This window comes from Sphingopyxis sp. GW821-FHT12F08 (assembly GCF_058806755.1).
Map to the genome: position 1 here is coordinate 517,334 of NZ_JBXAQA010000003.1, position 23,609 is coordinate 540,942.

Genomic DNA, 23,609 nt, shown 5'->3' on the forward strand with positions numbered 1-23,609 from the left:
GCCCTTCGACAGGCTCAGGGCTACGGTATTAGTTGCGCGGCCGCCCCGGCCCGATGAACACCATCTGCGCCCCTTTGGCATAGACGCCGCGCTCGTCCGCAAACACGCTCTGCGCCACCGCATGGCCGTTGCCCGCATCCTCGGTACGCGTGTCGAGCAAAAACCAGTCCCCACGCGGCACACAACATGGTTGACGTAGTTATATAACTCAAGCATAGAATCGCCGGGCATGAGGGAGAGCGAGCGATGGACCTGAGCTATGGCGCGGCCGCCGAAGCCTTTCGCGCGGAGGTCCGCGCTTTCCTGTCGCTGCACTGGCCACCGCCGTCGGACGCGCGCGGCGCCGACCTCAAGGCGTTCATCCGCACCTTTCGCGCGCTCGCGACGGGTGAGGGCTATCTCTATCGCGCGATCCCGAGGCGTTACGGCGGCTCGGAACAGCCGGTCGACGTGATCAAGGCGCAGGTGATCCGCGAGGAGTTCGCGCGCGCCCGCGCGCCGACAGAGGTCGGGGGCAACGGCATGAACATGACCGTGCCGACCCTGCTCGAAAAGGGGACGGACGAGCAGAAGGAGTTCTTCATCCGCAAGACCGTCGAGGGCGACTATGTCTGGGGGCAGGGCTATAGCGAGCCCGGATCGGGCAGCGACCTTGCCAGCGTGCGGACCAAGGGTGAACTCTCCGCCGACGGCACGAAATGGATCATCAACGGCCAGAAAATCTGGACCTCGCAGGGCATGCAATCGACGCATATGTTCATGCTCGTGCGCACCGAACCCGAGGCGCCCAAGCACGACGGCATCACCTATCTGCTCATCGATCTCGACCAGCCCGGCGTCACCCGCCGCCCGATCCGGCAAATGACCGGCGAGGAGGGCGATCACACCTTCTGCGAATTCTTCTTCGACAATGCCGAGACCCCGGTGTCCTGGCAGGTCGGCGAGCGCGGACAGGGCTGGTATGTCAGCCGCACGACGCTGAAGCACGAACGTGCGAGCATCGGCGGCGCCGACGGGCTGGGCAAACAGTTCGCCAAGCTGGTGGATCTCGCCAAGGAGGTCGACCGCATCGACGATCCGATCGTCCGCGACAAACTGGCGCAAATCGAGGGCTCGGTCCTCGCGCACCGCTATTCGAGCTACCGCATCTTCAGCTGCGCCGCCGCGGGCGAGGACCCCGGCCCGGTCGCGCTGATGATGAAATTGCTGCTCACCGAGATCGGTCACGATATGGCTTTGCTCGCTCAGGACCTCATCGGCGAGCACGGCTTCCTCGAACCCGCGGGTGCAGGCGGGCGCGGCAATCGCGGGCCGCGCGGTCCCGAAAAGTGGCTCGACCAGATCATGGGCAGCCTCGGCAATTCGATCGCCGGCGGCGCGTCGAATATCCAGCGCAACATCATCGGCGAACGCGGCCTCGGCCTGCCGCGCGACCTCGCGATGAGCGGGGAGCGCTGACGTGCATTTCCACCTGACCGAAGAGCAGAAGGCGATCCAGGACGCGGTGCGCGGCACGCTCGCCGACAGCTGGCCGATGGAACGCATTCACGCCTTCGCCGATGGCGACGAGGATTTTGACCGCGAGAGCTGGGCTGCGCTGATGGCGCTCGGCCTCGGCGGCATGCTGGCGCCCGATAGCGGCATGGGCCTGCTCGACGCGGCACTCGTCTGCGAGGTCGCGGGCGAAGCGGCGGCGGCGGGGCCGCTGATCGGGCAATTGCTGGCAGTCGCGGCGGTGGCGGCGAGCGGCAGGGGCGACGCCGAGGCGCTGGCGAGCGGCGCGAAAGTCGCGACGCTGCTCCACGGCGGCAGCGCCTATGCGCCCTCGGCGCGCGCCGCCGATCTGTTCCTGATCGTCGACCGTGCCTCCGGCGTCCGCCTCGTTTCTGCCGCTGAAGCCACCATTGAACCCGTGAAAGCCGCCGATCGCACCCGCCCGATGTCGAAAGTCGCCATTCCCGATGACGCAGGCGAAACGCTCTTTTCCGCCTCCGACCCGATGACCGCCCGCCTCGCCGACGCCGCGCTCGTCCTCGTCGCCGCCGATGCGCTCGGCGGCGCGCAGAAGGTCACCCACATGAGCGTCGCTTACGCCAGGGAGCGCGAGCAGTTCGGCCAGCCGATCGGGCGCTTCCAGGCGCTCAAGCACCAGCTCGCGCACATGGCGCTGGCCGTCGAACCCGCGCGCTCGCTCGTCTGGTACGCGGCCTACGCCTGGGATGCCGGGCTCCCCGACGCGCCGCGCGCCGCCGCGATGGCGAAGGCGCATCTGTGCGACACCTATGTCCACACCACCCGCGCCGCAGTCGCCGCCCACGGCGGCATCGGTTATACGTGGGAATATGGCCTCAACTACTGGTTCCGCCGCGCGATGGCCGACCGCGCCTGGCTCGGCAGCCCCGCCGAGCATCGCGCCCGCGCGGCCGATCTGGCCGGCTGGTAGGGCGTGAGCGCCGCCGATCCGTTGCGGCTCGCGCCGGGCGTCCGCCGCCTGCGCCCCGACGATCATTTCATGATCCTGTCCGAAACCGACGCCTCGCCGATGCATGTCGGCGCGTTGATCCTGCTCGATGCGCCAGCCGACCAGCAGGACGGAGTCGCCGCGGCGATCCGCCGCCAGTTCGCCGACCGACTCCCCGCGACGCCGTTGCTCGTCCGATTGCACGAAGCCCCCGACGGTTATGACAGCGACGTCTGGGCCGATGTGGCGCGCGCCGATCTCGAAAGCCTCGTCGCGGTCGAACCGCATGACGGCGCATGGAGCGACGCCGAGCTCTACGCTGCGGTCGCCAGGCTCAACATGTGGCGGCTCGACCTATCGGCACCGCCCTTCGCCGCGCATATCTTCGAACGGCTCGCGACCGGCGGCAGCGCGCTCTATCTCAAGATGCACCACAGCGTCGCCGACGGCATCGGTTTCCAGACGGTGATGGGCCTCCTGAGCGACAGTACCCCGCCCGCCACCGCGCGTTTCGCCAATGCGATCCTGCCCGAACCCGAAAAATGGCGCGAAAAGGCCGACACACGTTTCGCCGCCGAAGCCGAACTGCGCGCTGAACAATCGGCGCGGCGCAAGCAAGCGCTCGCCGCGCTCGAAGCGTTCAAGGGCGACCGCGAGCCCACCCCCGAATTTGCGCTCTCCGGCCCGACCTCCGCCGAACGCCGTTATACGACGATCAGCCTGCCGCTCGTGCGGGTGAAAGCGGTCGGCAAAAAGCTCGATGCGACGATCAACGACATCTTCCTGACCCTCGCCAGCACCGCGCTGCGCCATTACCTGATCGAGACCGGCGACCTCCCCGACACCCCGCTCGTCATCAATTCGGCGCGATCTTACCGCCGCCCCGAACATGGCGATTTCGGCAACCGCATCGTTGCGCTGCACCCGCATCTTGCCACGCACCTCGCTGACCCCCTCGAACGCCTGCGCGCGATCCGGGCCTCGATGGCCGCCGAAATGCGCCGCACCGGTCACGACGAGGCGTTGCTCGACGCCGCCGAAAAACCGTTCGGCGCGCGCGACCGCCGCGCTGCGTTCGCGGACCGCATGGCGGGCGGCAAAAGGCTGATCCCCGGCAACCTCACGCTGTCGAATGTGCCGGGTCCTGCCGAGCCGCGTAGCTATGCGGGCTTTGCCCAGCGCCACAATTATCCGGTGCCGATCATCGGCTCGGGCCGTTTCCTCAACATCACCTCGCGGCGCAGCGGCGACAATCTCGACATGGGCGTGATTACCGATGCGGAGAAAGTGGCCGACGTCGGCCGCATCGCCGCGCTGTTCACCGCCGCGCTCGGCGAACTGGAGTCCCTTGCATGACCGACGACCTCGCCTTCAAGCCCGAGGACGACCGCTACCACCAGCTGTCCGACGATCCCTATGAGACCGAGACCAACTGGTGGTCATTCAACATTCCCGAACGCAAGATCGGTTGCTGGATCCACGCGCCCTATTATCCGAACCGCAAGGCGGTCACCTGGCGCATCTTCGCCTGGGACGACGAGGGATACGACCAGGCGCGCATGGCCTATTACCGCAAGGTCGAGGAAGCGCCGATGCCCGACGCCCCCGACCTCACTGATATCGTCTTTCCCGGCGACAAGAACGGCCCAGGCTACAGCCTCAAGATGCTCGAGCCGGGCATGAAATATCATCTGCAGTACGAGGATTCCGCGCGCGGCTTCGCGCTCGACTGCACCCACACCGGCCTGCACGAACCGCACCGCTTCCCGCCCGGCAAGCCGCCCTTCATGGCGACGCCGCATTACGACCAACTCGGCCATGTCGAGGGCTGGATGACGCTGCGCGGCGAGCGCATCCGTATCGACGGCATCGGCGTGCGCGATCGCACCTGGGGCCCGCGCGGCGGCCCCTATGCGGCGAGCCCCAAAGTCTATGCGAACGACATGGAGCGCGTGAAAAATCCCGGCGGCGCCCGCTGGCGCGAAATCGAGCGCGAGCGTGGGCGCGGGCGTATCCAGTACATCTTCGGCCATCGCCGCGACGGCACCGGTTTTCTAGGCTTCGCGCGGGTGCAGGATGGCGACGCCGAGGGCTGGTCGCCGATGAACGCCGGCTGGATCCGCCGCGACGGGAGCTTCGGCAGCCTCGACGCGGGCAAATCGCGGATGCGTGTGTTCCGCAGCCCGAAGACCGGCTGGAGCACGCATATGCAGGTCGAACTCGTCGACGAGCATGGCCGCGAGATGAAGAGCGAAGGCTTCACCGTCAGCACGATGAGCGAGGCCGGCTATAGCGTGAACCAGTTGATGCGCTGGGACATCGACGGCGGCATCGGCTGGGGTGAAGATCAGGATGTGTGGAATCCCGTCCATTATGTCCGCGTGCTCGACGCGCTGAAGGCGACCGTCTGATACCAAGGGGGAGAAGAGAGATGCGGAAGATCTTGCTGGGCCTCACGGCGGCGCTTGCGCTTTCAGCATGCCAACCAAAACACGGAGCCGCCGCGCCGGCGCGCGATGCCAAGGCGGTGATGGAGGAGTTCTGGAAGAACACCAACGCGAACCGATTCGGCGCCAATGGCGCGCTGCTCGCCGACGACATCGTCTTCATCGACCCGATCTGGGGCCGCTACGAAGGCAAGGACGCCGCCACCAAATTCCTCGCGCAGTTCGAGGGCGCGGGCGATGGCTGCTGTACGCTCGACCGGCTGGTGACCGACGGCAATGTCGGCTGGGCCTTCTGGACGTTGCACGCACCGGGCGACGAGCAACCGTGGGTGGGCGTCTATCAGGTGAAGGACGGCAAGATCATCTTTTACCAGGACATTCACCAGCGCGTCTATCCGGCGGCCGAACAGGCGGCGCACAAGGCGGTGTTCAAACAGGCGCAGGACGCCAAAAAATCTGCCAAGACGGGCGGATGACGATCTTTTCGAACCTGTCGCTTCCCCTGATGTGCGCGCCGATGAGCTTCGCCTCGTCGGTGCCCCTCGCCACCGCCTGCTGCAAAGCGGGTGTGATCGGCGGCTGGCAGGGCGGCACGATAACACCGTTCGAACAGTTCGAGGATTATCTGAAGGCGATCGCCGATGTCGATGGCGCGCCGCCGATCGTCAACATGCCCGCGCGCTGGGGCAGCGATCCCAAAGCCGCCGACCGCCTCGACCTGCTCGAGCGCTATCGCGCCCCGCTCGTCCTCTCGAGCCTCGGCGATCCCTCGGCGCTGGCTGCGCGCGTCCACGGTTGGGGCGGCCGCCTGATCCACGATGTGACGACGATGAAGCATGCCGAAAAGGCGATCGCGGCGGGCGCCGACGGCCTGATGCTGACCTGTGCCGGGGCGGGCGGGCACACCGGCTTCCTGACCCCGATGGCCTTCGTGCCCGCGGTGCGGCGGATGTTCGGCGGGTTGCTGATCGTCGCGGGCGGGATCGCCGACGCGCATGCCATCGCTGCGTCGCTGGCGCTCGGTGGCGATATCGCCTGCATGGGAACGCGCTTCATCGCGACCCCCGAAAGCGGCGTCGTCGAGGGGCATCGCGCGATGATCCCGAACGTCAGCGCCGACGACATCATCGCCTCGGCGGCGATGAACGGCGTGCCCGCACACTGGATGCGCCAGTCGATCGAGGCGGTCGGGCTCGACGCGAAAACACTGCCTAACGTGCGGTCGGATATGCCCGAAGGCGTGATGCCGTGGCGCGACATCTGGAGCGCGGGGCAGAGCGCCGGACTGATCGACGCGGTCGAGCCGGTGACGGAGCTGGTAGCGCGGTTGAAGGCTGAATTCGAGGCGCTGCCTGCCCGCCCCGACTGGCGCGCGCGGATTGCTGCAGTGACGGCAGGCTGGGGTTGATATGCAAACCCCTCCTCAAAGAGGAGGGGCTTTCAGCCCATCACCAGCACGATCCTTCCTGCCCTCTTCCCCGCCGCGGCATCCGCCATCGCCGCGCGAAAATCCTCCAGCCTGTAAGTCCGCTCGACCGCCGGCCGCAGCTTGCCTTCACCCGCCAGCGCAAACACCGTATCGCGATTGCTCTCGCTCTTCTCGGGCTCGAAAATCCCGAACTGCCGCACATCGACCCCGACCAGGCTTGCGCCCTTCAGCAACGGCAGATTGGTCCGCAGCGCCGCGATCCCGCCCGGAAAGCCGATCACCAGATGCCGCCCGTTCCACGCCAGCGAGCGGAACGCCGGATCGGTCGCCTCGCCGCCGACGGGGTCGAACACGACGTCGACGCCTTTGCCGCCGTTCGCAGCCTTGACCTGATCGCGCCAATCGTCGCCGCGCGCGTCGATCACTGCATCGGCGCCGCCCCTTGTCGCCAGCGCGCGTTTGGCTTCGCTCGACGCCGACCCGATCACCCGCGCGCCCAGATGCCTGCCGATCTGCACTGCCGCATAGCCCGTGGCGCCACCCGCGCCGAGCACGAGTAGCGTTTCGCCCACCTGCAGTCGCCCACGATCGACCAGAGCGTGCCACGCGGTGGCATAGCTCACCGGAAACACCGCCGCCTCCTCGAACGACAGCGCCGCGGGCATCTTGCGCACCGTCCGTGCGGGCAGGTTCACCGCCTCGGCGAACATCCCGCCCCAGCCGCTCGCGACGACCTTGTCGCCGACCGCTAACCCCGAAACCTCGCCGCCGACTGCGGTGACCACGCCGGCGCATTCGCTGCCCGGAATGAAGGGCGCGGGCGGCTTCACCTGATATCCGCCGCTCGCGGTCAGCACGTCGACGAAGCTGATCCCCGCCGCCCTGATAGAAATGCTCACTTGAGTGGGCGAGGGTGGGCCCGGATCATGCTCGACGAGCGCATAATTTTCGGGCGGGCCGAGTTCGTCGGCGCGAACGGCGCGGGGCAGGGGAACGGTCATCGGACACCTCTTGTCATCATGGATTTAGAAGTATAACCAAGTTATATAACTATTGGAGGAAAAGCTGATGGGCTTCAAGACGCGGATCACGGAAATGCTGGGCATCGAACATCCGATCGTCCAAGGTGGCATGCAGGCGGTGGGCACCGCCGACATGGCAAGCGCGGTGTCGAACGCCGGCGGCCTCGGCATCATCACCGCGCTGACCCAGCCGACGCCGCAGGCGCTGCGCGACGAGATCGAACGCTGCCGCTCGATGACCGACAAGCCGTTCGGGGTGAACCTTACCGTCTTTCCAACGATCAACTCGCCCGACTATAACGCCTATGCCGATGCCATCGTCGAAAGCGGGGTCAAGATCATGGAGACCGCGGGCACCCCGGCGGTGCGTGAAATCTGGGCACGGGTGAAGCCGCACGGCGTCACGATCCTCCACAAATGCACCGCGGTTCGTCATGCACTCTCCGCCGAGAAAGCCGGGTGCGACATCATCTCGATCGACGGTTTCGAATGCGCCGGTCATCCGGGCGAGGACGATGTCCCCGGCCTGATCCTGATTCCCGTCGCCGCCGACAAGGTCAAGATTCCGATGCTCGCGTCGGGCGGTTTCGGCGACGGGCGCGGCCTCATCGCCGCGCTCAGCCTCGGCGCCGAGGGCATCAACATGGGCACGCGCTTTTGCGCCACCAGGGAAGCACCGGTCCATGACAACGTCAAGCAGGCCTATGTCGACAATGACGAGCGCGGCAGCTTCCTGATCTTTCGCAACTTCAAGAACACCGCGCGCGTCGGCAAGAGCGAAGTCAGCGAAGAGGTCGTCCGCCGCCTCGCCCAGCCCGACGCCAAGTTCAGCGATGTGCAGGAACTGGTCGCGGGCACCGCGGGCCGCGAACTGCTCCAGACCGGCGACCTCAGCAAGGGCGTGTTCTGGGCGGGCATGATCCAGGGGCTGATCCACGATATCCCGACCTGTCAGGAATTGATCGACCGGATCATTTCGGAAGCCGAAGCGATCCTCGACCAGAGGCTGGCGGGATTTCGGCGCTGACATGCACCATGCCCTCCCCTTCAGGGGAGGGCAGCGAGACTTGGAAACTTGTTTCCTAGTCGCAGCGGGTGGGGTCCAGCGGCCTTGCGCTACGCCGATGGCCCCCACCCCGACCCCTCCCCTGAAGGGGAGGGGCTTATAGGCGTCACTGCTGCCCGCCATCGACGCGCACCAGCGCCCCCGTCGTGTAGGACGACGCGGGGCTCGCCAGCATCAGCGCCGCGGTGACGATCTCCTCGGGATAGCCGGGCCGCCCCAGCGCGACCGGCTGCTTCTCACGCTTCCGCTCGTCCCATGCTTCGGCGATATCGGTCAGGAACGGCCCGGGACTGATGGTGTTGACCCGCACCTTGGGCGCATATTCGCGGCTCAGCGACACCGTCATCGCGTTGAGCGCCGCCTTCGCCGACCCGTAAGGGATGACCATCGGCAGCGCCATCAACGCGCCCGACGAGCTGATGTTGATAATACACCCGCCATCGCCCTCGCTCATCCGGTGCGCGACCTGGCTCGCGAGCCGGAACGGCCCTTTGAAATTCAGATTCAGCACTGAATCGAACAATGCCTCGGGCATCTCGTGGCTGGGGCAGGCGGGCGACATGCCGGCGTTGTTGATCAGGATGTCGACGCGCCCGAATTCGGCATAAGCCGCCGCGATCAACGCATCGATCTCGTCCCAGCGCCCGCAATGCACCCCAAAAGCCATCGCCTTGCGCCCAAGCGCGCGGCATTCTTCGGCGACCGCCTCGCAATTCTCCAGCTTTCGGCTCGCGACGATGACGTCGGCACCGCGCTCGGCCAGCGCCTTGACCATGCGATAGCCGAGCCCGCGCGACCCGCCGGTGACGAGCGCGACCTTGCCGGTGAAATCAAAAAGCGGATCGGGGGTCATTCTATTCTCCTGTCGGGGCGGTCATCGCGGCGGCGGCGGCCATCAGCCCGGCGTTGCACCGCTCGGCAACCGCGGCGCCGGGCACCGCGTTGAAAGCATGGATCGCGCCGGCATAGCTGTGCAGTTCGACGGGCACCCCCGCCGCGGTCAGCCGCCGCGCATAATCGAGATTTTCGTCGAAGAAGAGGTCGAGGCTGCCCGTCGCGATATAGGCGGGCGGCAGGTTCGCGAGGTCGTCGGCCAGGCTCGGCGAGAACCAGCCCTTGCGTCCATCGTCGGCGGCATAATCGCCGCGCAGCGCACCCCATCCGAAGCGGTTGCTCGCGCGCGTCCAGATGAACTCGCCGGTGTTCGGGTTGGCATAGGGACAGGCGTCGCTCCCCGTCCGATGATCGAGCATCGGGTAGGTCAAAAGCTGCCCCGCAATCGCCGGTCCGCCGAGATCGCGCGCCAGGATCGCCAGCGCCGCCGCCAGTCCGCCGCCCGCGCTCTCGCCCGCGACGATGATCTTTCGCGCGTCGAAGCCGAGCTCGTCAGCCTGCCCCGCCAGCCACACCAGCGCCGAATGGCAATCTTCCTGCGGCGCAGGGAAGGGGTGTTCGGGTGCCAGCCGATATTCGACCGACGCCACGGGCACCCCCGCCGCCATGGCGAGCGTCGCCGGGACCGACTGGATCTGCTGCGCCGATCCCATCACCATGCCGCCGCCATGGATATGCAATATCGCGCCGCCGCCGGCTTTCGCCTCGGGCGGGCGGTAGAGGTAGACGTCGATGTCCGGCCCGCCATGGACCGACGGAACGACCAGCTTTTCGGGCAGGATCGCCGGGGGCGGCATGAAGGCATAGACCTGTCCCGCCTTCTCGCGGATTTCGGCGATCGGCGCGGCTTCGAGGTCGACCGGCGGGAACATGTCGAGCAGCGGCGCGATCTCGCGGTCGACCAGATGGCGGGTACCCATGGCGAACTCTCCTCTCAGCCCCGCGCCCGGATCGCCTCCAGCCGGGTCGGGATATGCTCGCTCGGGAACAGCCCCGGCGCGGGCGTCGCATTCTTCAGATAGGCTTTGGCGACCTGTATCTTGTGCACTTCGGTCGGGCCGTCGGCCAGTGCCATTGCGGGCAAACCCATCCACATATCGGCGAGCGGAAGTTCGAGCGTCATGCCGAGGCTGCCGTGCAGCTGGATCGCGCGCTGGACGATGTCGTGATAGACTTTCGCCATCTGAACCTTGCACATCGCGATATGCGTGCGTGCCGCGCCGTGCGGCTCGTTGTCGATGATCCATGCGGTCTTGAGCACCAGCAGGCGAAATTGCTCGAGCTCGATGATCGAATCGGCGATCGCGCCCTGCACGAACTGCAATTCGCTGAGCATCTTGCCCTGCGTCCGCCGCGACACCGCGCGTTCGAGCATCATGTCGATGGCGCGCTGGCATTTGCCGACGGTGCGCATCGCATGATGAACGCGCCCGCCGCCGAGCCGCGCCTGCGCGACCTTGAACCCCTCGCCGGACCCGCCGAGCATCGCGTCCAATGGCACGCGCACCTTGTTGTAGCGGATATAGGCGTGGGTGCCGTCGTCCGCGCCCTTGCTGTCGCCCATCGTCTGCGAATGGCGGATGAACTCGACCCCCGGCGTGTCGGTCGGCACGATCAGCATCGACATGCGCCCGTGCGGCGGGTTTTCGGGATTGGTCACCACCATCACGATCAGGAAGGCGGCAAAGCGCGCGTTCGACGAGAACCATTTCTCGCCCTCGATCACCCACTCCTCGCCTTCCTGCCACGCGCGGCAGGTGAATTCCTTGGGATCGGCGCCTGCCTGCGGCTCGGTCATCGAAAAGGTCGAGACGATCGTGCCGTCCATCAGCGGCTGCAGATATTGCGCCTTCTGTTCCTCGGTCCCGAACATCGCGAGGATTTCGCTGTTGCCGGTATCGGGCGCCGCAGTGCCGAACACCGTCGGCGCCCAATAGCTGCGCCCGAGGATCTCGTTCATCAGTGCGAGCGTCAGCTGGCCAAAGCCCGGCCCGCCAAGCTCGGTGCCGAGGTGGCATCCCCACAATCCCTGCGCCTTCACCTGATCCTGCAGCGGCTTCATATACGCCCGCGATTCCGTGTGCGCGACGTCATAGGGCGCGCCGTGGCCGGGGAAGAGCAGGTCCATCGGCTCGCATTCCTCGCGGACGAATTTCGTCATCCAGTCGAGCTTCGCCTGCAATTCGGGTTCGATGCGGAAATCGATCATGTCTGCTCCTCGTCATCCCGGCGGAGGCCGGGATCTCTCCCTATCTGTCTCCCATCGACGTCGAGACCCCGGCCTTCGCCGGGGTGACGAAGGGGTGTGCATCACCCGATCCACCGGATCAGCTTTTCGGCTTCGGCGAAATTGCCGCGGACCAGCCGGTCGAAAAAGCGCCCGGTTTCGGCGCTCAAGATCCCTTTGGCGGCCTGCGCGACCTTGTACTCGAGGATGCAGCCGCCCTTGAACATCGCGAGGATCAGATAATAATCGAAGCTCGCCATGCTGCGCCCGGTGCCCGCGGCATAATGCGCCATCAGCGCCTGCCGCGTCGGCCAGTCCATGACATTGTAGAGCAATTTTTCGGGGACATGGCCGGGGAAACGCTCGTCGCATATGCCGTTGCAGAACCAGGCGAGGTCGAGCAGCGGATCGGCGATCGTCGACAGCTCCCAATCGATCAGCGCGGTGAGCCGGCACGGCGGGGCGAAAGCGAAGAGCGCGTTCGGCGTGCCGACGTCGCCGTGGATGATGCCGGGGCGGAAATCGGCGGGCCGGTTCGCGCGCAGCCAGTCGCGCGCGAGCGCAAAGCCGGGCAGTTCGCGCCACTCGAAATCATAGAGCTGCTTGTAGCTTTTGATCTGGCCTTCCCAGCGGTCGACCTGCCGTTCGAGGAAAGTGTCGGGCCGCCCGAAATCCTCGAGCCCGACCGCCTTATAATCGACATTGGCGAGCGCGATCAGCCCATCGACCATCGCGAAGGGCACCTCGCGCGCATGCGGGGGTTTGTCGAAGGGCGGTTGGTCGTGGATCTTCCCGTCGGTCAGGTCGGCGGGCCAACCCTCGACCAGATCCATCACATAGAAGGGTGCGCCGATCACCTCGGCATCGGCGCAGCTGCCGTGGCAAACGGGGTGGGGGACGGTGGTACCATTCAAAGCGGTCAGCACCCGCGCCTCGCGCAACACCGTCTTTTCGCTGCCCGGCGGCGGCACCGCAGGCGGGCGGCGCAGGATCAAGGTTTTGCCGCCGCGATTGAGCGATAGAATGACGTTCGACGTCCCGCCATGGATCTTCGCGATCGCTAGCGGCCCGTCGCCGAGCGCGGGAATATTCGCGTCGAGCCAAGCCGTCAGTCGCTCGGGATCGGCCAGCGCCGCTACATCGTCGCTCATGCCTCGCGCTCCCGCAAATAGGCTTCGATCTCGGTGCGGATCTTGTGCATTCGCTCGGCGGCATCGGCGAAGGTCGCGCTGTCGATCCGCGCCATCACCGCGCGCGTCACCGCTTGCGCGCGATCATGGTCCGCCGCTTTCAGCGCACGCCCCGCCTCGGTCGCGACGATCAGCGACGCGCGCTTATGTTCCGGATTATCGGAAAATTCGACTAGCCCCAGTTCGGCGAGCCGGTTCGCCGCGCGCTGCACCACCTGCCGCGGGTGGCCGAGGCTGCGCCCGATCTGCGCGACGGTCGGCGGTGCCGAAGCGTTCACCACCGCGGTCAGTACCGTCAGCTCCATTTCGGGCAGCCCGCTTTCGGCACGCGTGTCGGTGAACAGCGCCCGCATCCGCCCACGTAGCCGCGCGACCTCGTCGGCGAATCGTTCGAAATCGGTGAAGCGTTCGGACATGGCACTTCGATGTCAAATTGACACTATAGTGTCAATATATCTTATCTCGTCACGCCGGACTTGATCCGGGTTCCGCCTTGTCTTGAAGGAAAAAAGGCGGATCCCGGGTCAAGCCCGGGATGACGGAGGAGGGTGAATCAGCGCGTCGTCATCGTCTCGAACAGAGACCCCTCGGCCTGCCAGTCGATCCGCACCCGGCGATGCGCGAAGCGCCAGCCACCCGCGGTGCGCACCAGCCGGTCGTCATAGGTGCCGCTATGGTCGGGCCCGAAATTGCTGTGCACGGTGAAATAGCTGCGCGCGGTCGCGCCGTCGCCGTCCACCGCGATCAGCGGGTTGGTGATATGGTGGCGGATGAAAGTCAGCCGCGCGTCGCGCGTTCCCGACGCAAGCGCGGCCTCGATCGCGGCGGGTCCCCGCGGCGCCTTGCCGGGATATTCGAGCACGCCGTCCTCGGCGAAACAGGCGGTCATCTCGGTGAGGCGCCCGCGGTCGCCATTATAGGTATAGCGCGCGAGCAGGTCGCGGATTTCGTCGCGGTCGCTCGCGATATCGACCATAAGGACCTCTCCTGTATAACTTAGTTATGTATGTCTTGACACGCGGCGGGGCAGGGCGCAACCCTGCGCACAGGGAGAGACAGATTGCCGGTTCCAGCCCATCATATCGTGGCCACGCCGCCACCCCTCGACGCGCCGCCCTATCCCGCCGACATCTTCGCGGGGCAGGTGGTGCTCGTCACCGGCGGCGGATCGGGCATGGGGCTCGCGATGGCCAAGGCCTTTGCGCAGGGCGGCGCCGACGTCGCGGTCCTGGGCCGCAGCATCGAGCGTGCCGAGGAAGGCGCCGCGCAGATCGCTGCGCTCGGCGTGCGCACCCTCGCGATGAGCTGCGACGTCCGCCTGCCCGAAGCGGTCGCCGCGGCTTTCGACGAGGCCGAGGAAGCGCTCGGGCCGATCAGCCTGCTCGCGAACAATGCCGGCGCCAATTTTCCGGTGCTCGCCGAGGATATCTCGCTCAACGCCTGGAGCGCGGTCACGCGCATCGCGATCGACGGCACCTTCCTCTGCTCGGCCGAATATGCCCGCCGCCGCATCGCCGCGGGAGAGCGCGGGGCGATCGTCAACAACAGCGCGCAATATATCTGGACGGGCTTTCCCGGTGACGCGCACAGCGCCGCTGCCAAGACCGCGCAGGCGACGATGACGAAGAAGATGGCCGCCGACTGGGCGCCCTATGGTATCCGCGTCAACGCGATTGCGGCGGGCTTTTTCCCGCACGAGGGCTCGGTGTCGGGTCGCCGCGAGGGCGGGACCGAGGTGTTGCAGAACATGATCCCCGCGGGCCGCACCGGCAATATCTGGGAGTTCGGCTGGCTCTCGGCGATGACGTGCACCCCGCTGTTCGGCGACATGACGGGCCAGGTGATCGTCCAGGATGGCGGCGAAAGCCTGCGCCGCTCGCTGATCATGCCCGACTATGTCCCGCCGCGCGAACGGGCCGACGGGCCCTGGGGGTGGAAATGAGCGGCTGGCTGGCGGGCAAATACGCACGGATCGAGGGGAACAGCCCCGTGATCACCAGGGCTTTCGAAGCAGCAGGAGCGGTTCTGGTCGGCGATGGCGAGGCCGATATCTGGGTCCATGTTGCCGCGCCGCCCGCAGCCAAGGCCGCGCACGAACTCACCCACGCCGAATGGCGCGCGAGTATGGACGCCGGGCTTGACCGGCGCTTCCTCGGCGCCAAGGATTTCGCCGCCGCCTGCCGCGCGCGTAGGCAGGGCGGGGCGGTGCTCTTCGTCGGTGCCCCCGAGCAAGCGCTGGGCGCCGATCAGGCTGCCGCCGCGGGTGCGCTCGGCAACCTCACCAAGACCTTGGGCGTCGAATGGGCGCGCGACGGCATTCGCGTGAACAGCATTCTCACCCGCGAGACGGGCGACACGCTCGGCACGCTCGCCGCTTATCTCGCGAGTGACTATGCCGCCTATGTGACGGGCGCGGTCATGGGCATCGCCCTCGATGACTGACCGCATCCGCCTCGCCGGGCAGGCGGCGTTCGTGACGGGGGGCGGGGGCGGCATCGGGCGCGCGATCGCGATCCGGCTGGCCGAGGCCGGCGCCGACGTCGCGATCTACGACATCTTCCCCGAACGCGCCGAGGAGGCGGCGGCACGCGTCCGCGAGGCCGGAGCTCGCGCGCTCGCCATCCCCGGCGACGTGATGGACAGCGACGACCTGCGCGCCGCCATCGAGGCTGCCGCCGCCGAGTTCGGCCGCCTCGACATCCTCGCCAACAACGCCGGCGGCGTCTCTGCACGCCCCTTCCTCGAGCAGAGCGAGCGCAGCATGCGCAAGCATATCGACATCAACCTGATGTCGATGCTCGTCGCCACACAGGCGGCCGCAAAGCATATGGTCGCCGGCGGGCGCGGCGGCTCGATCGTCAATGTCGCGAGCATCGAGGCGAGCCGCGCCGCGCCCAATTTCGCGGTCTACGCCGCGTGCAAGGCGGGCATGCTCAGCTTTACCAAATCGATGGCGGTCGAGCTGTCGGGCCACGGCATCCGCGTCAACTGCATCGCCCCCGATCACACGGTCACCCCGGGCAACCAGGGCAATCGCGCCGGCCCGGTCGACCGCGCGACCTGGAAGCAACACAGCGCCGAAGCGGCCGATGCGATGAACCGCCTGATCCCGCTCGGCCGCGAAGGCGCCGACATGGAATGCGGCGACGCCGCGGTCTTCCTGTCGAGCGCGATGGCGAGCTATATCACCGGCGTGCTGCTGCCCGTCGACGGTGGCACCTGGGGCGCGTCGGGCTGGGTGCGTGGGCGCGATGGTAAATGGACGCTCAACGAAGGACTGTCTTTTGGGGCCTAAAATGAGGAAATGGCAGCGACATTGCGGCCCTTTGACAAAAGCCCTACAGACGCGGCTTGAGTAACGGTTAATTATAGAATGGCCGGAGCAGGGGCAGGATAAGTGAATATGGAAAATGGCAGCGCGCGCATCCGGGTGCCGAAGACGTCCGAACTGGTCGCCGACCAGATTCGGGCGCAGATCATCCGCGGCGAACTGACCGAAGGCGACTCGCTGCCCCCCGAGGGCACGCTGATGGCGACGCTCGGAATTTCGCGCCCGACGCTGCGCGAGGCGTTCCGCATCCTCGAGGCCGAAAATCTGATCAGCGTCGTGCGCGGTTCGCGCAGCGGCGCGCGCGTCCACCAGCCCTCGACCGAACTCGTCTCGCGCTACGCCGGCTATGTGCTCGAGGCGCAGGGCACGACCATCGCCGATCTCTATGCGGCGCGCCTCGCGATCGAGCCGACCGTCGTGCGCTGGCTCGCGACCGCCAAGGGGCAGACCCCCGGCTTTGCGCGGCTGAAGCAGGTGCTCGGCGAACTCGACGAAATGCTGAAGACCGAAGCCTATGCCGAGTTCGTCGACAATGTCTCGCACTTCCACCAGACGCTGGTCGAGGCGACGGGGAACAAGACGCTGAGCTTCATGAACCGCATGCTGCTCAACCTCGGCCGCCATCACCAGAACGACTATCAGCGCCGCCATCCGCGCACGACCGAGGACAAATTCAAGAGCCTGCGCGCGGGCTTCAAATCCTTCGAGAAGCTGGTGACGATGATCGAGGCGGGCGACGTCGAGGGCGCGGTGTCGCACTGGCGGCTCCACCTGCGCAACGCCAACGAGACCTGGGCGGCGCGCGGCGAGGGCGAGCGGACCGTCGACTCCCTGCACGGATGAACTTCGCCGATGCGATGATCGCCGCGGCGGCGCGCGCGCCGGACGCGGGCCTGACCGTCGCGTCGGACAGCAATCCTGCCGAAACCACGCTCGGCGAAGTCGTTGCCGCAGGCCGCCGCATGGGCACGCGCTTGGCGGCCGCCGGAATTGGGCGCGGGGATATTGTCGCGTGCATGCTGCCCAACTGGCGCGAATGGCCCGTCGTCGCGGTCGCCGCGGCGCAGGCGGGCGCGGTGATGCTGCCGGTCGTGACCATCTATGGCGCCAAGGAACTCGGCTTCATCCTGCGCCAGTCGGGCGCACGATGGCTGTTCACGCCCGGCCGCTTTCGTAATGTCGATTATGCACAGGTCGTGGCCGATTGCGGCGACTTGCCCGCGCTCGAACGCCATATCGTGAGCGGCCCCGATTTCGACGCACTCGAAGCCGAGGGGCCGATCGCCGACCCGGCGCCGGTCGACGCCAACGACCTCGCGCTGCTCGTCTATACCTCGGGCACCACAGCTGATCCCAAGGGCGTGATGCACAGCGCGCGCGGCTTCCTCGCCGAGATGGAGACGATGCGGGCGATGCGCGCGGGCAGCGACGACGATGCCGTCATCTCGCCCTGGCCGCCCGGCCATGTCGCGGGCGCGCTGTCGATGTATCGCTTCCTGACGCAGGGCGTGCCGCTGGTGCTGATGGACCAGTGGGACGCGGTGCTCGCCGCGCAGCTGATCGACCGGCACAAGGTAACCTCCTCGTCGGGCACGCCCTTCCACCTCTCGGGCATGATCGCCGCCGCCGATACCCACGGCTATGATCTGACGTCGCTCCGCCAATATCTCGTCGGCGCAGCGCCGGTGCCGCCGTCGCTGATCGCGCGCTGTCAGGCTTTGGGCCTCGCGGTCTATCATTGCTACGGTTCGAGCGAGCATCCGACCGTGACTTCGGGCGTCGTCGACGATCCGCTCGACAAACAGCTCCATACCGAGGGGCGCGCGATCATCGGTTCCGAAATGCGCTTCGTCGACGATGACGGCAATGACGTCGCGCCCGGCGAGGACGGCGAAATCTGCACCCGCGGGCCCGAACTGTTCATGGGCTATCTCGACCCCGCGCTCAACGAAAGCGCCTTCCTGCCGGGCGGTTGGTACCGCACCGGCGATATCGGCCGGCTTGACGAGGGCGGCTATCTGCTGATCACCGACCGCAAGAAGGACATCATCATCCGCGGCGGCGAGAATATTTCGTCGAAAGAGGTCGAGGCGGTGCTGCTGGCGCACCCGGCAATCGCCGACGTGGCGGTGGTCGCGGCGCCCGACGACCGCATGGGCGAGGTGGTGCGCGCCTGCGTCGTGCTGGCGCCGGATGCGACGTTGACGCTTGACGAGGTGCGCGACCATTTCTTCGCGGCGGGCATCGCCAAGCAGAAGACGCCCGAACGGCTGAGCCTGTTCGCCGAATTGCCACGCAATGCGTCGGGGAAGGTGCTGAAGCACGAACTGCGGCGGACAGCTTAAAGCCCCTCCCCTTTAGGGGAGGGGTTGGGGTGGGGGCCCGCGAGATAGTGCAAGGTCGCTGGCCCCCACCCGCTGCGACTAGGCAGCAAGCTGCCGAGTCTCGCTGCCCTCCCCTGAAGGGGAGGGTGGGGCCGGTCAATTCCGCATGATAAACCCGCCGTCGACGTTGAGCGCCTGCCCGGTAATCCAGTCCCCCGCCGGCGAGCAGAGCAGCAGCAGCGCTCCGACCAGATCCTCGGGCAGCCCGCGCGGCTGTTTCACCACCCGCGCCATCGCCGCCTGCACGAAGGGGCTTTCGTCGGGGGTGAGCGCCTTGCCGGCGTCGGACATCGTCATCCCCGGCGCGATCGCATTGACGTTGACGTTCATCCGCCCGAGCTCGGTCGCGAGCGTCGTCGTCAGCCCGAGCAGCGCGACCTTGCTGATCCCGTAGGTCGTCTGCGCCGGAAAACCCCCCGCCGACAATTGGTTGACGATCTTCCCCCCGCCGCGCGCCTGAAAAAAGGGAACCGCCGCTTTCGAACAGATCAGCGCCCCGGTCAGGTTGACGCGCATCAGCCTGTCGAAATCGGCGATGCTCGTCTGGATCGCCGGCGTGCCCACCGCCTCGACCATCAGCGCGGCATTGTTGACGAGGATATCGAGCCCGCCGAACGCCGCCTGCGTCGCTTCCATCATCGCCGCGACCGAAGCCTCGTCGGCGATATCGACCTCGACCGCCAGCGCCTTGCCGCCTGCCGCTTCGATCTCGCCCGCGACGCGCGCGGCGCCCTCCTTGTTGAGATCGGCAACGACGACGCTCGCCCCCGCATTGGCCAGCCCGACCGCATAGGCGCGCCCGATGCTGTTGCCGCGCCCGCCCGCGCCGGTGACGATCGCGACCTTGCCGTCGAGCCGGAACTGATCGTTGCTGAAGTCGGCCATGCTCAAGCCTCCTGCTTGGGAAAGATCGGCGCGCCGACTCCGATGGTCACGGTCTTGTAGTGCAGGAATTCGTCGATCCCCGCCCTGCCGCCTTCCTTGCCGAAGCCCGAGATGCCGATGCCGCCGAAGGGGGTGTAGGGATTGATCTGGAACCCGCCGTTGACATAGACGCCGCCGGCGTTGAGCCGTTCGGACAGCCGGTGGACGCGCTGCAGGTCGTTCGACTGGATCATCGCGGCGAGGCCATATTCGCTGTTGTTGGCGATCGCGATCGCCTCATCCTCGTCGTGGAATTTGATCACCACCACCGCCGGACCGAAAATTTCGACCTGGCTGATCTCGTGATCGGGGTCGGCATCGACGATCAAGGTTGGCTCGATGAAATTCCCTTCGGCCAGGTCGCCGCCGCAGCGTCCGCCGCCGAGCAGGAAGGTCGCGGCCTTGTCGGCCTTGGCGCGGTCGAACATGCCGGTGATGCGGTCGACCGCAGCCTTGTTGATCACCGGCCCGACCATCACCGTCGGGTCCATCGGGTCGCCGACCTTGAACTGGCCGATGATCGCTTTGAGCCGCGCGACGAAATCGTCATAGATATCGGCGTGGACCAGCTGGCGGGTGGGGAGGGCGCAGCCCTGTCCCGACAGACAGCCGACGGTCCAGAACACCGCGCGCTCGGCCGCGGCCTGGACGTCGCAATCGGGGAAGACAAGGCTTGCCGACTTGCCGCCGAGTTCCATCACCGACGGCTTGATCTCCTCGGCGCAGGCGATCAGGATCTTGCGCGCGGTGATCGGCCCGCCGGTGAAGCTGATCTTGCGGATTTTCTTGTTGCGCACGATCGCCTCGCCCGCCTCGGCGGTGCCGGGCAGGATTGACAGCACCCCGTCGGGCACTCCCGCTTCCTTGCAAAGCTGCGCGAACATCTCGGGCGCGAAGGGGGTGATTTCGGCGGGCTTGCAGATCACGCAATTGCCCGCCGCCAATGCCGCCGCGACCTTCATGCCCAGTGAAATCAGCGGGCCGTTCCAGGTGATGATGATGCCGACGATGCCGATCGGCTCGGGGACGGTGTAGCTCAGCTCGCCGCGCGTATCGAAGGTCGAGATCAGCTCGCCCGACATCTTGTCGCACCAGCCGGCACAATAGCGCGTCCAGCCCACCGCGGTATCGACCCCGCGCTCGCCGACCATCAGGGTCGTGCCGCCGTCGAGCGCCGCCATGCGCGCCAGTTCGCTCTTGTTCGCCTCAAGCAGGTCGGCGAGGCGGTTCAAAATGTCGCGCCGGGTCTCGGGCGGCGTCCGGCGCCAATCCTCGCGGACGCTCTCCGCCTTGGCGACCGCCTCTTCGACTTCCTTCGCACCGGCGAGCGGGATATCGGCCTGCGTCACTTGCGTGACGGGGTGCAGATGCGAGTGCGTCCCGCCGCTGCCGCTGCTGCGTTGTTCGTGCCCCAGATGCAGGTGAACTGCGGGTGCGCTGGCCATGTCTCTATCTCCCAATGAAAAGCTCAGGCGTTCCACGCCAGATGCAGATGTTCGAGCGCCATCACGCTGCCGCCGCGGCACGTCTCGTCGCCCTTTTCGACCTGCCGGAAATGGCCGACGCGGCTGAACCAGGCGCGATAGAATACGATCAATTCCATGCGCGCGAGATGCAGGCCGAGGCAGGTGTGGATGCCCGACCCGAACGCCGCATGGCGATAGAATTGGCGCTCGACCGATACTGTCTTCGGGTCCTCGGTCAGCCCTTCGTCCCAGCCGACGAGCGGCAGCGGCGCAAGGATGCAGTCGCCCGCGCGCAGCTGCGCCCCGCCGAGCTCGACATCCTCGGTGACATAACGCGGCGTCGCGACAAAGGCATAGCGGCGCAGCAATTCCTCGACCAGATCGGGGATCACCGCCGGGTCGTCGATCGCACGCTGGCGCAGTTTCTCGTCATGCGCGAGGTGGCGCATGCCGAAACTCATCGCATTGGTCACCGTGTCGAGCCCGGCGAGGAACATCAGGAAGCCGATCGACATCAGCTCCTCGAACGTCACCTTGCGCCCGTCGACCTCGCTCACGACGATCCTGGAAATCATGTCGTCGCGTGGGGTCGCCATGCGCTGCTGGATCAGTTCGGCGAGATGGCCGACGATCGCCTGCGCCAGTTCGTTGCGGTTCTCGTTGCTCGCCTGCGAATGGAAAAATCCGGTGACGAGGCGGCGGAATTCCTCGAACTTTTCCATCGGGAAGCCGAACAATTCCATGAACACCGCGACGGGCAGCCGCGACCCGATCGCTTCGACGAAATCGCATTCGCCCTTGCCGACCACCTCGTCCAGCAACTGGTCGGTCCACGCCGCGACGCGCGGCTCCAAAGGCTCGATCGCCTTCGATTCGAAGAAGGGGCGCAGCATCTGGCGATAGGGCCGGTGCTCGGGCGGATCGAGCATCTCGGGGATCATCTTCGGCTGGTCGGGATTGGGCGGGATCGACAGGTAGCGGCTCGAGAAGATCTCAGGATGCCGCACGACATGCTGCACCGACGCGCCGGTGTTGCACACCCAATGCCCGCCATGCGCGCTCGTCCAGAACACCGGCGGCGCGGTCGCCTTCAAATCCCAATAGCGGTCGTGGCAATCGACCAGCAGCGCGGGGTCCGCGATATAATCGAATTCATAGACCGGCGAACGCGCCGGCGCCTGCGACTCGGTCATTTTCTCTCTCCCATTGACGTAAGTAAACGAGTGTTTACATAAGGAGTCAACGGGGAGATGTGATGCCGACGACGATTGAATTGCCCGCCCGCGATGCCGACCGCACAAAAGCGGCGATCCTTTTTGCTGCGCAGCAAATTTTTGCCCAGAAAGGCTTTGCCGAAGCCGGGGTGCGCGACATCACCGCGCTCGCGGGGGTCAACCCGTCGCTGGTCAGCCGCTATTTCGGCGGCAAGCTCAAATTGTTCGAAGCCGCGCTCGACGCCGCGCTCGACCCGCGGCTGATGACCGATCTCCCAAAGGCGCAGTTCGGCAAGATGATCGTCGCGCGCTTCGCCGACGAGGACGACCGTGTCAGCCCGCTGCCGATGATGTTCAGCGCCGCCTCCGACCGCGAGGCGCGTGCGGTCGCGCAGCGCCTGCTGCGCGACCGCGTGTTCGAACCGCTGAAGGACTGGTTCGGCGGTGGCGATGCCGATGTGAAGGCGGCGCGCTTCATGATGGTCTCGCTCGGCTTCTTCGCCTATCGCGACCAGCTTCCGCTCGCCGAATTCGCCGGCCGCGTCGAACCGCGCCTGCGCCGATGGCTGGAGCGCGAATTCCAGGCCATCGTCGACGACTGACATCGTCAATCGAGCAGCAGCGCCGCATCGGCGGGCGCGATGAACTGCAACAGATGCGCGCGCTTGAGGCAGAGGTGCGGCGCGGCTTCGTCGGTCATCCCGATGCCGCCATGGACCTGGATATTGGCGCGCCCATTGTCGAGCGCCGCCTGATCGGCAAGCCGTTTTGCTGCGGCGACATGAAACGCCGCATCCGCAGCATTTTCGTCGAGCGCGCACGCCGCATAATAGAGCTGCGACCGCGCTACCGCCGCGCGCACTGCCATGTCCGAACAGATATGCTTGAGCGCCTGGAACCAGCCGATCGGCCGGTCGAACTGCTCGCGCAGCTTGGCATAGTCCGCCGCCATGTCGCGTGCCGCATCGGCGCAACCGACCGCATAGGCAGCCGCCAGCAACTGCAGTTGCAGGGGAGGGCGGGCATCGTTCTCGGTCCACACGGCGGTCGTGGTCCACTCCTGCCGGCTCTGCATCGTCGACAGGTCGATCGTCGGGCGGTGCTCGGTAACGTGGAGCCGTCCGCTGACCTGGTTGGTAAAGCTGTCGGGGATATCGAAGACCCGCACCGATCCGGGTTGCTGCATCAGCACCGCCGCCGAATCCACCGGGTCGAGCACGCGCATCGGATCGGGCTCGTCGCTCGCCAGCGCCAGCGCGACCTTGCCGTCGAAAGGCTCTGCAAACCAGCGGTTGGCGACCGCCGAGGAAAGCAGCCCGACCGGCGCAAGGAAGCGGCCCAGCTCGGCAAACACCAGCGCCTCGGTCGCATGGTCGAGCGCCAGCCCGCCATTGCTCTCGGGCGCGGTGAGCCGCGGCAGACCCATCGCTTCGAGCTGATCCCACAGCCCGGGGGGGCGACCGCGCGCCTGCTCCAGCGGCATATGCTCGCGGCACCAATCGACAGCGGCGGTCTGGAAAGCGATCTGGTCGTCGTTCGGGGTCAGGTCCATGA

At 66.6% G+C, this 23,609-nt stretch carries 25 protein-coding genes; 13 read left to right on the forward strand and 12 right to left on the reverse strand.

Annotated elements, in window-relative coordinates; genetic code table 11:
- Positions 1-28 precede the first annotated feature (28 nt).
- Positions 29-160: a hypothetical protein gene (locus AC1RNQ_RS11315; protein ID WP_493171239.1), complete on the reverse strand. Its 132-nt coding sequence runs from the start codon at positions 158-160 to the stop codon at positions 29-31.
- A gap of 86 nt (positions 161-246) precedes the next feature.
- Here AC1RNQ_RS11315 and AC1RNQ_RS11320 point away from each other — a divergent pair, with 86 nt between their 5' ends.
- From AC1RNQ_RS11320 to AC1RNQ_RS11345, 6 genes are read left to right on the forward strand one after another with little or no spacing between them, the layout of a single operon-like run.
- Entirely contained in the window at positions 247-1,458 is a 1,212-nt protein-coding gene (locus AC1RNQ_RS11320; RefSeq protein ID WP_493171240.1) for an acyl-CoA dehydrogenase family protein, read from the forward strand.
- Position 1,459: 1 nt separating this feature from the next.
- On the forward strand, positions 1,460-2,443 hold the full coding sequence (locus AC1RNQ_RS11325; RefSeq protein WP_493171241.1) for an acyl-CoA dehydrogenase family protein: 984 nt from the start codon (positions 1,460-1,462) through the stop codon (positions 2,441-2,443).
- 3 nt (positions 2,444-2,446) lie between these two features.
- Complete coding sequence (locus tag AC1RNQ_RS11330) at positions 2,447-3,817, forward strand: wax ester/triacylglycerol synthase domain-containing protein (protein ID WP_493171242.1); 1,371 nt, start codon at positions 2,447-2,449, stop codon at positions 3,815-3,817.
- Positions 3,814-4,872 (forward strand): DUF7064 domain-containing protein, encoded by a 1,059-nt coding sequence (locus AC1RNQ_RS11335; protein WP_493171243.1) that lies wholly within the window; start codon positions 3,814-3,816, stop codon positions 4,870-4,872. Before AC1RNQ_RS11330 ends, AC1RNQ_RS11335 begins: the two co-directional genes overlap by 4 nt.
- A 20-nt stretch (positions 4,873-4,892) precedes the next feature.
- Positions 4,893-5,384 (forward strand): nuclear transport factor 2 family protein, encoded by a 492-nt coding sequence (locus tag AC1RNQ_RS11340; protein ID WP_493171244.1) that lies wholly within the window; start codon positions 4,893-4,895, stop codon positions 5,382-5,384.
- Positions 5,381-6,316, forward strand: coding sequence for an NAD(P)H-dependent flavin oxidoreductase (locus tag AC1RNQ_RS11345; RefSeq protein WP_493171245.1), 936 nt, complete (start codon positions 5,381-5,383; stop codon positions 6,314-6,316). Before AC1RNQ_RS11340 ends, AC1RNQ_RS11345 begins: the two co-directional genes overlap by 4 nt.
- Positions 6,317-6,348: 32 nt before the next feature.
- Here the strand turns inward: AC1RNQ_RS11345 and AC1RNQ_RS11350 are convergent, their stop codons facing one another.
- Positions 6,349-7,338, reverse strand: a complete 990-nt coding sequence (locus tag AC1RNQ_RS11350) for an NADPH:quinone oxidoreductase family protein (protein WP_493171246.1) — start codon at positions 7,336-7,338, stop codon at positions 6,349-6,351.
- A gap of 67 nt (positions 7,339-7,405) precedes the next feature.
- Here AC1RNQ_RS11350 and AC1RNQ_RS11355 point away from each other — a divergent pair, with 67 nt between their 5' ends.
- On the forward strand, positions 7,406-8,386 hold the full coding sequence (locus tag AC1RNQ_RS11355; RefSeq protein WP_493171247.1) for an NAD(P)H-dependent flavin oxidoreductase: 981 nt from the start codon (positions 7,406-7,408) through the stop codon (positions 8,384-8,386).
- Between the two features lie 145 nt (positions 8,387-8,531).
- On the opposite strand, the gene AC1RNQ_RS11360 is transcribed toward AC1RNQ_RS11355, so the two are convergent.
- The 6 genes from AC1RNQ_RS11360 to AC1RNQ_RS11385 all read right to left on the reverse strand — a co-directional run bounded on the left by AC1RNQ_RS11360 (position 8,532) and on the right by AC1RNQ_RS11385 (position 13,712).
- On the reverse strand, positions 8,532-9,278 hold the full coding sequence (locus AC1RNQ_RS11360) for an SDR family NAD(P)-dependent oxidoreductase (protein WP_493171248.1): 747 nt from the start codon (positions 9,276-9,278) through the stop codon (positions 8,532-8,534).
- 1 nt (position 9,279) lies between these two features.
- Positions 9,280-10,239 carry an alpha/beta hydrolase gene (locus AC1RNQ_RS11365; RefSeq protein WP_493171249.1) on the reverse strand — a complete coding sequence of 320 codons (960 nt, stop codon included), beginning with the start codon at positions 10,237-10,239 and terminating at the stop codon, positions 9,280-9,282.
- 14 nt (positions 10,240-10,253) lie between these two features.
- Positions 10,254-11,528: an acyl-CoA dehydrogenase family protein gene (locus AC1RNQ_RS11370; RefSeq protein WP_493171250.1), complete on the reverse strand. Its 1,275-nt coding sequence runs from the start codon at positions 11,526-11,528 to the stop codon at positions 10,254-10,256.
- Between the two features lie 101 nt (positions 11,529-11,629).
- Positions 11,630-12,697, reverse strand: coding sequence for a phosphotransferase family protein (locus tag AC1RNQ_RS11375; RefSeq protein WP_493171251.1), 1,068 nt, complete (start codon positions 12,695-12,697; stop codon positions 11,630-11,632).
- Positions 12,694-13,152, reverse strand: a complete 459-nt coding sequence (locus tag AC1RNQ_RS11380; RefSeq protein ID WP_493171252.1) for a MarR family winged helix-turn-helix transcriptional regulator — start codon at positions 13,150-13,152, stop codon at positions 12,694-12,696. Before AC1RNQ_RS11380 ends, AC1RNQ_RS11375 begins: the two co-directional genes overlap by 4 nt.
- Before the next feature lie 137 nt (positions 13,153-13,289).
- Complete coding sequence (locus AC1RNQ_RS11385; RefSeq protein WP_493171253.1) at positions 13,290-13,712, reverse strand: nuclear transport factor 2 family protein; 423 nt, start codon at positions 13,710-13,712, stop codon at positions 13,290-13,292.
- Positions 13,713-13,820: 108 nt separating this feature from the next.
- Here AC1RNQ_RS11385 and AC1RNQ_RS11390 point away from each other — a divergent pair, with 108 nt between their 5' ends.
- The 5 genes from AC1RNQ_RS11390 (at position 13,821) to AC1RNQ_RS11410 (ending at position 18,412) form a co-directional block, all read left to right on the forward strand.
- Positions 13,821-14,678, forward strand: a complete 858-nt coding sequence (locus AC1RNQ_RS11390; RefSeq protein ID WP_493171254.1) for an SDR family oxidoreductase — start codon at positions 13,821-13,823, stop codon at positions 14,676-14,678.
- Positions 14,675-15,178, forward strand: coding sequence for an SDR family oxidoreductase (locus AC1RNQ_RS11395; RefSeq protein WP_493171255.1), 504 nt, complete (start codon positions 14,675-14,677; stop codon positions 15,176-15,178). The genes AC1RNQ_RS11390 and AC1RNQ_RS11395 overlap by 4 nt, the downstream gene beginning before the upstream one ends.
- On the forward strand, positions 15,171-16,031 hold the full coding sequence (locus tag AC1RNQ_RS11400) for an SDR family NAD(P)-dependent oxidoreductase (protein WP_493171256.1): 861 nt from the start codon (positions 15,171-15,173) through the stop codon (positions 16,029-16,031). The genes AC1RNQ_RS11395 and AC1RNQ_RS11400 overlap by 8 nt, the downstream gene beginning before the upstream one ends.
- A 108-nt stretch (positions 16,032-16,139) precedes the next feature.
- Positions 16,140-16,910 (forward strand): FadR/GntR family transcriptional regulator, encoded by a 771-nt coding sequence (locus AC1RNQ_RS11405; protein WP_493171257.1) that lies wholly within the window; start codon positions 16,140-16,142, stop codon positions 16,908-16,910.
- On the forward strand, positions 16,907-18,412 hold the full coding sequence (locus AC1RNQ_RS11410; RefSeq protein WP_493171258.1) for an AMP-binding protein: 1,506 nt from the start codon (positions 16,907-16,909) through the stop codon (positions 18,410-18,412). The genes AC1RNQ_RS11405 and AC1RNQ_RS11410 overlap by 4 nt, the downstream gene beginning before the upstream one ends.
- 135 nt (positions 18,413-18,547) lie before the next feature.
- On the opposite strand, the gene AC1RNQ_RS11415 is transcribed toward AC1RNQ_RS11410, so the two are convergent.
- From AC1RNQ_RS11415 to AC1RNQ_RS11425, 3 genes are read right to left on the reverse strand one after another with little or no spacing between them, the layout of a single operon-like run.
- Positions 18,548-19,336, reverse strand: coding sequence for an SDR family oxidoreductase (locus AC1RNQ_RS11415; RefSeq protein ID WP_493171259.1), 789 nt, complete (start codon positions 19,334-19,336; stop codon positions 18,548-18,550).
- Between the two features lie 2 nt (positions 19,337-19,338).
- Positions 19,339-20,820, reverse strand: a complete 1,482-nt coding sequence (locus AC1RNQ_RS11420) for an aldehyde dehydrogenase family protein (protein WP_493171260.1) — start codon at positions 20,818-20,820, stop codon at positions 19,339-19,341.
- A 23-nt stretch (positions 20,821-20,843) separates the two neighbouring features.
- Positions 20,844-22,034, reverse strand: coding sequence for a cytochrome P450 (locus AC1RNQ_RS11425; RefSeq protein WP_493171261.1), 1,191 nt, complete (start codon positions 22,032-22,034; stop codon positions 20,844-20,846).
- 62 nt (positions 22,035-22,096) lie between these two features.
- Between AC1RNQ_RS11425 and AC1RNQ_RS11430 the strand changes: the two genes are divergently transcribed.
- Positions 22,097-22,657 (forward strand): TetR/AcrR family transcriptional regulator, encoded by a 561-nt coding sequence (locus tag AC1RNQ_RS11430; protein ID WP_493171262.1) that lies wholly within the window; start codon positions 22,097-22,099, stop codon positions 22,655-22,657.
- A gap of 5 nt (positions 22,658-22,662) precedes the next feature.
- On the opposite strand, the gene AC1RNQ_RS11435 is transcribed toward AC1RNQ_RS11430, so the two are convergent.
- Entirely contained in the window at positions 22,663-23,607 is a 945-nt protein-coding gene (locus AC1RNQ_RS11435) for an acyl-CoA dehydrogenase family protein (RefSeq protein ID WP_493171263.1), read from the reverse strand.
- Between the last annotated feature and the right edge of the window lie 2 nt (positions 23,608-23,609).